The sequence below is a fragment of the Patescibacteria group bacterium genome (assembly GCA_041674405.1).
GTDB lineage: Bacteria > Patescibacteriota > UBA1384 > XYA2-FULL-43-10 > XYA2-FULL-43-10 > JBAYVT01.
Genome location: JBAYVT010000004.1, coordinates 144,811 through 151,610 on the forward strand (window position 1 = coordinate 144,811; position 6,800 = coordinate 151,610).

Sequence of the window (6,800 nt, forward strand, 5' to 3'; positions counted from 1 at the left end):
ATGGCTAAACAGATTGCATTCAACGATGATTCAAGAAAGAAATTGCAAGCTGGCATCAATATGCTAGCGGATACGGTAAAAGTCACGCTCGGGCCCCGCGGCCGGCATGTTGTGCTTGATAAAGGCTACGGCGCACCGACTGTAACCAATGACGGAGTAACCATCGCCAAAGAAATCGAGCTTTCCGACAAATTTGAAGATATGGGCGCCCAGCTTATCAAAGAAGTCGCTTCAAAAACCAATGATGTCGCTGGCGACGGCACAACCACGGCAACACTTTTGACCCAAGCTCTTGTGAACGCTGGGCTTAAAAATGTCGCTGCCGGTGCGAACCCGATGGAAATCCGCCACGGCATTGAAAAAGCAGTTGAAAAAGTTGTAGCTTCGATCAAATCAAACGCCAAAGAGATATCTGGAAAGAGTGAGATTGCCCAGGTCGCCAGAATCTCATCTGGTGAGGACGAGATTGGTGATCTTATTGCTGATGTCATGGACATGGTCGGAAAAGACGGCGTTATCACAGTTGAAGAATCGAACACCATGGGAATGGAAAAGGAAATTGTCGAGGGCATGCAGTTCGACAATGGCTATATCAGCCAATATTTCATATCTGACACTTCTGCGATGAAATCGGTGATCGATAACCCATATATTCTTCTCACCGACAAAAAAATCAGCTCGATTCAGGAGATTTTGCCACTTCTCGAGCAGCTAGCCCAGACCGGCAAAAAGGATATCGTTATCATCGCTGAAGATGTTGATGGCGAAGCACTTGCAACACTTATCGTCAATAAACTTCGCGGTACGATCAATATCTTGGCTGTGAAAGCTCCTGGATTTGGCGATAGGCGCAAGGAAATGCTTGCCGATATTGCAGCCGTTACCGGCGGCACCGTTATCTCTGAAGACACCGGCATGAAGCTTGAAGACACTAAGGTTGAAATGCTTGGAACTGCCCGCAGAGTTGAATCCGATAAGGATAACACGACAATCGTCGAGGGTAAAGGTGAGAAGAAAAATATCGATGCCAGAATTTCTGCCCTAAAAGCCCAAATCGAAAAAACTACATCCGACTATGACAAAGAAAAGCTTGAAGAGCGCCTCGCCAAACTCTCTGGCGGGGTTGGCGTGATCAAGGTCGGCGCAGCTACCGAAGTGGAGCTTAAGGAGCGAAAATATAAAGTAGAGGATGCCGTTGAAGCAACCAAGGCCGCAACGGAAGAGGGAATAGTTTCCGGTGGCGGGGTCGTATTTGTCGATGCGATATCCGAGCTTAAAGATTTACCTGTTAAAGGTGACGAAGAGCTTGGTGTCGAAATCGTCAAAAAGGCCCTTGAAGCGCCAATGCGCCAGATCGCCGAGAATGCCGGAGTAGATGGCTCGGTTGTGATTGAAAAAGTTCGCAGCATGAAAGCCGGCGAAGGCTACGATGCAAAGGAAGCCAGATACGGCAATATGATCGAATTCGGAATTGTCGATCCGGCCAAAGTCTCCCGCTCGGCCATTCAGAACGCGGCATCAGTTGCGGCCCTTGTCCTTACCACCGAAGCGCTTGTTGCCGACAAACCGGAGAAGCCGGAAGCTGGCGCAGGTGCCGGAATGCCCGGAGGCATGGACCCATCGATGATGGGAATGTAAATCGCAAATAAATTTGCGAAATCAAAATTAAAAACTTAAAACTCAAAACTCTGGTAAAGCAAAAAGCCCCGGCGTAAACCGCGGGCTTTTTGCTTGGATAGCACTATTTAGATAACTATACTTTTATCCAATTCCATCGCTGGGGTCTTGATCACCTCAAAATCATCCTCGATTGTCATGCGTTTTCCCTCAAGTTTGACTACTGCATCCCGGCTTATTATTCGATCATTAAAGATTGATTTCACATAAAATTTTTCGATAGCGCCTGTTTCGTTGTGAAAGGTGTAGTCATAAACTTTTCCAATCAATTTGCCGGATTTTGTTCTGACGATCTGTCCGACACCAAACATTCGGTCTTTAATCGCTTCAAAAACGCGAATTGATTCTTTGATTGGCACGGGGGAATTGTCATCGACAACCAGCACAGAACCTGAAGTAAATTCCTGAATGTCCGAGACGCTAATTGCTTTTTTTTCATCGAAAAAGAATGCTCCCTCACGCATGATGACGGCTTTGACTGAGAGATCGCTTTTTTGAATTACAATATCCAAAACTCGGCCAAGCTTTTGGTAGCCTCGCATTTCATAAACAGGAGAATGGAGTATTTGAGTGTACCTAACAATCACGTTCCCTCCGGGAATGACGAATTTCAAATTTCAAACAAAATGTTTAATGACCAAATTTTTGAACTTCTAATTTGTCATTTTATTTGTCATTTGTCATTCGGATTTTGATATTAGAAAGAGATTAGCCTCTTTCAACATAGCTTCCATCACGTGTATCTACTACAATTATATCACCAACATTGATAAAAAGTGGAGTATCAACGGAATTTCCGGTTTCAATAGTAACTTTTTTTGTCGCAGCGCCGGCGGTGTTGCCCCGAACAGAGGGCGGAGCTTCGGTCACCGCAAATTTGAGTTTGATTGGCAGGTCAATATTTATTGGAGAGCCATTAAAATAGAGAATATCAACTTCTGAATTTTCGCTCATAAAATGAATCTGGTTGCCAATTTGGGGAAGTGCGATCGTAAATTGATCATAGGTTGAATTATCCATAAAATTGGCATTGGAATCATCTGCATAGAGAAAAGTCGCTTTTTTCTTTTCGAGGTTGGCTTCATCTAATTTTTCAGCGCCCTGAAATGTTTTATCAAGCACGGCGCCGGATTTTAGGTTTTTGATTTTAATTTTAACGACCGATCCACCTCTGCCCATTTTTGATTGGGAGTATGACAAAACCTCATAAGGATCGCCCATATATGTAAGTTTGGTACCAGATTTTAGATCTGTAATTGAAAGCATAGCTTGATATCAAGTATAAAGTAACATGTATCAATCTTGATTCTTGATACTTAATTCTTGATCCTGGTTGAATTATTTAATTGTAAATGGTAGCAGTGCCAAATGTCTTGCGCGTTTGATGGCAACTGTCATCCAGCGCTGATGCTTGGCGCAATTGCCGTTTCTGCCGGCGGAATCAATTTTATTCCATCGGTTGAGATAACGAGAAAGAGTAGCAACATCTTTGTAATCGATCTCGGCTACCTTGGCTTTGCAAAAATTACATTTTTTTCTCATTGGTCTGAAGTCTTTTGCCATTTGTTTCCTTTAGCTTCTAGCTGTCAGCTTCTAGCTGTCAGCTTATCTTGTTATTTTTTATGCTCTGCAAGCTCGACAGCTGATCGCTGCAAGCTTTAGAATGGTATCTCTTCTATGTCGATTTCTTCCATATCGTCTGCTGAATTTGCTGGCTTGTCTGCCTTGCCTTTGCTGTCAGACGGTGCGATGTCATCTACAGGGTTTGAATCCTTGGGCACATAAGTGCTTCCATCTCCGCGGCTGGAAAGTGCAATTACCAGGTCGGCGATGATCTCTGTTTTGTATCTTTTTACGCCATCTTGCCCTTCCCAGTTTCTGGTTTGAAGGCGGCCTTCAACATAAGCGGGGGCACCTTTCTTCAAAATCTGTGTTAGGTTTTCGGCTTGTTTACCCCAGACGACGATGTCATGGTATTCGGTAGCTTCACCAGCTTCGCCATCCTTACTGGTCCAGCGCCTATTTGTTGCTACAGTAAAGTTTGTTACTGCTTGGCCATTTGGCGTGTATCTCATCTCTGGATCGCGTGTTAAATTTCCAATAATCTGTGCTCGATTTAGATTTAACATTTTATCCTCCCACCGCATTGCGGTTAATAATTAGAGGTCGTCGCCGAGAATGTCGTCGAGCTCTTTATCGAGCTTGGCGAGCCTATCGGCTTCATCTTCTACATTATCACTTTTTACCGCTTTTGTTTTAACTTTTCCGACCGCGGCTTCGGCCTTGGCCGAGACGGGTGGTTTGTCGGATGTCTTGGTAGAAGCTGTTTTGGCCGTAGGTTTTTTCGGAGTTTCTTTCTTTATTTTCTTCTCTTCTTTTTTAACCTCTCCCGCTTCCTCTTTCACTTCCTCTGTTTTTTTTGCGCGAGGCTTTCGTGCCTTTTTCTCTTCAGCCTTCACTTCCTCTTTAACTTTCAGCTCTTCTGCAGGCTTTTCTTCGGCTGCTTCTTCCGCTGGCAATTCTTCCTCTGTCTTGGTTTCTTCCGATTCCTCTTCAATTTTTTCTTCATCGCGCTTAGCCATGAGGTCGTAACTTTCTTCGGTTTCGCCCTCAATTGCCTCAAAGCTCTTCTCACCGCCGACAACTTCCTCAATTTCTTCTGTTTCGGCAATATCCTCAGCAGTCAAAGTGAGTTCTTCTTTGCCAAAGTCGCGCACGATTGTTAAATGCCGCAAAATTTCCGGTGCATGCATAATATCTTTTTCAATCTCGCGCAAATTCTCGGGTTCAAGCTCAAAATTGAGAGTAATGTAGGTTGCAAACTGCTGCTTCTTTATTGGATAGGCAAGTTTGCGTCTGCCCCAACTCTCTTCCTTAAGCACTTTTCCTTTGGCATCGGCAATATAGCCGTTCACCTTGCCGGACACCTTGTTGATGTCTCCCTCTGGAACATCATCAGAAATCAAATACGTAAGCTCGTATTGTCGCATAAATCTCCTTGTTTCTATCGCTTTCTTGGCACCCTTGATCCCATGAGATGGGAGGGTTCCCCTAAGGGGAAAAAGCTGTGTTGTTAAGAACAGATGTTCGCCATGAACTTCCTAGGATCCCGTCCGATCCCTCCACTCGAAAGTTCATGGCGCCTTATCCGTTCTCGATAAGCATGCTCATACTAGCAAGTTTGATCGTGTTTGTCAATGCTTTAGCGGAGATATTTTATGTAACAAAATTTTCATGGTGAGCGAGGATTTTTTTCATTTCAATGTCAATATCGCCGCCATCGATCAGCGATTTGGCAGCTGCGAGATAGGGAAATTGCTCGGCAATCATTTTCTTCGGCATCTTCTTATGTACGGCCGAATAAATCGAGCTTACATTTGTAATGCATTCGGAAACGCCTTCGGTAACCTTCTTTCTTGATTCCTCAAGGCTAAATTTCTTGCCCATGAAGTGCCCGAGGGCGAAGTTGCGGCTTGAGTCAGATTCGCAGAGCTTAAGGTCAGCTTCGATGATGCGAAAAACCTTGGATCCGATGCGATGGATTTCCTTTGATGCACCCAATTCTCGCGCCAGCAGTTTAGCTTCCTGTCCGATGGCAGAAAAAGTAATTGCAATCGTGGAGACCGGTGGTTTACGATGCATCATACGCTCGAAATAGCCGTATACAAAACCCTGTTCGAATGAAGCGATCGTGCGTAGCGCATTGTGAATGTTGACGCCAAAAACATCGCTTGAGCAGGTCGGCCAGATATTTGAACCAGAGAAAAGTTTTGCGAAATCATATGCTACAGATTTGTTTCTTGGGTGATGGACGACGATCATGCCAGCAGGAGCCTTGTCGGCGAGATCTTTGGCAAATCCAGCTCCGGTGAATTGGATAACCCGCGCCTTTGGATATACTTTACGCGCGACGTCGGTAGGGGTGGTGAGATCGGGAAGCATGCCTTTTTGAATCAAAACTAACGTGGAATGGTTGGAATAATTTAGCCGCTCAAGCGTACCGGCAATCCCGCTCATCGAGCTTGAAATAATCACAAAATCATAATTTTTCGAGTTCAGCTTAGGCTCAAGCGATAATTTCAGATTTTTTGGGAATTTGTGGTTGGCAAGGAAGGGATAGCGATCACTTTTTCCGATTTTTTGCCAATGTTTGATCAAATTTTTGTCAATATCCCAAAGCGTAATATCGTGCCTGTTGCGTGCAAGTACAAGTGCAAGTGCTGTACCGAATCCTCCCGCCCCCATAATGGCAATTTTTTTCATGAGTTTATAATACTTGTTAATTATTGCTGTGTAAACGCGAGCTGAAACACGAGACCCCAGCCGGGGATGGCTGGGGCTCGAATCTTGAAGCGTAGAGCGGGGATGCCCTAAGCGCTGAGTAATGCTACTATGTCCAGTTCGTCGGTGTCGACGAAGATCTCTGCCTCGCTGACTTCGGAGGGTTCGGGGACGAAACCAAGCTTGTCGCCAAGCTCGGCGTAATACTTCATGTCAGCCAGCCTGACTTTGGCTCCTCTTGAGGCGTGTTCGGCAGCGCCCTCGAGGTCGTACGCATCCATAATGGTCTCCACCACGCAGGCAGGAACCCTAGGATTACCATCTTCGTCGTACCCGAAATGCCAGTTGACTCCACTCTTGATCTGCTCCCCCTCTTTGTGCGGTAGCTTCACCGGGCCGCAGCACACGAGTCTGAAGTCCATTTCGGGATGTTCCTTGAGAATCCTGCGGTCGAAGTTGGCCGGGGTAGCCGTATCGATGAATACGGTGCCAGGCTTGTAGTTCAGGCAGTTCTCAAGGGTGATGATGGGCTTGTCGGAGTTGGTGACGAGTATGACGATGTCGGCATCGAACCCGTCTCGGGGATCGGTAGAGATGCGGGTGGTTTTGGCAAAACCACGTAGCTTCTCTTCGTTGCGGCCTATGGCAGTCACCTGCGCGCAGACCGATTCCAGGTAGGTCGTTGTGATCCGGCCGATAAAGCCGGAGGCGCCATAAATGGCAGCCTTAGCCATGTTCAGAGGCACCCTGGTTTTTTGCCCGGCGGCGCGTACTGTAGTGACAGAGGTGTATGCCGCGCCGTTCTCAATGGTACTGCCCAGGTTGCGTTTGTTGGTCCATGC

Annotated in this window: 8 protein-coding genes; 1 reads left to right on the top strand and 7 read right to left on the bottom strand. The window is 46.0% G+C overall.

Annotation, left to right across the window (positions count from 1 at the left end; genetic code table 11):
- Positions 1–1,638: a chaperonin GroEL gene (gene groL / locus WC080_03610; protein MFA7244345.1), complete on the top strand. Its 1,638-nt coding sequence runs from the start codon at positions 1–3 to the stop codon at positions 1,636–1,638.
- 107 nt (positions 1,639–1,745) lie between these two features.
- Here groL and WC080_03615 read toward each other — a convergent pair whose 3' ends face one another.
- The 7 genes from WC080_03615 to WC080_03645 all read right to left on the bottom strand — a co-directional run.
- Positions 1,746–2,264, bottom strand: a complete 519-nt coding sequence (locus WC080_03615; protein ID MFA7244346.1) for a PRC-barrel domain-containing protein — start codon at positions 2,262–2,264, stop codon at positions 1,746–1,748.
- A 121-nt stretch (positions 2,265–2,385) separates the two neighbouring features.
- Positions 2,386–2,943, bottom strand: a complete 558-nt coding sequence (efp, locus tag WC080_03620; GenBank protein ID MFA7244347.1) for an elongation factor P — start codon at positions 2,941–2,943, stop codon at positions 2,386–2,388.
- Positions 2,944–3,015: 72 nt separating this feature from the next.
- A complete protein-coding gene (rpsR, locus tag WC080_03625; GenBank protein MFA7244348.1) occupies positions 3,016–3,240 on the bottom strand; it encodes a 30S ribosomal protein S18 in 225 nt (74 codons plus the stop codon).
- A gap of 95 nt (positions 3,241–3,335) precedes the next feature.
- Complete coding sequence (locus WC080_03630) at positions 3,336–3,806, bottom strand: single-stranded DNA-binding protein (GenBank protein ID MFA7244349.1); 471 nt, start codon at positions 3,804–3,806, stop codon at positions 3,336–3,338.
- Between the two features lie 30 nt (positions 3,807–3,836).
- Positions 3,837–4,667 (bottom strand): 30S ribosomal protein S6, encoded by an 831-nt coding sequence (rpsF, locus tag WC080_03635; protein ID MFA7244350.1) that lies wholly within the window; start codon positions 4,665–4,667, stop codon positions 3,837–3,839.
- Positions 4,668–4,893: 226 nt separating this feature from the next.
- Positions 4,894–5,940: a 2-dehydropantoate 2-reductase N-terminal domain-containing protein gene (locus WC080_03640; GenBank protein MFA7244351.1), complete on the bottom strand. Its 1,047-nt coding sequence runs from the start codon at positions 5,938–5,940 to the stop codon at positions 4,894–4,896.
- Positions 5,941–6,047: 107 nt separating this feature from the next.
- Positions 6,048–6,800: hypothetical protein (locus tag WC080_03645; protein MFA7244352.1), on the bottom strand; the 753-nt coding region annotated here is incomplete at its 5' end.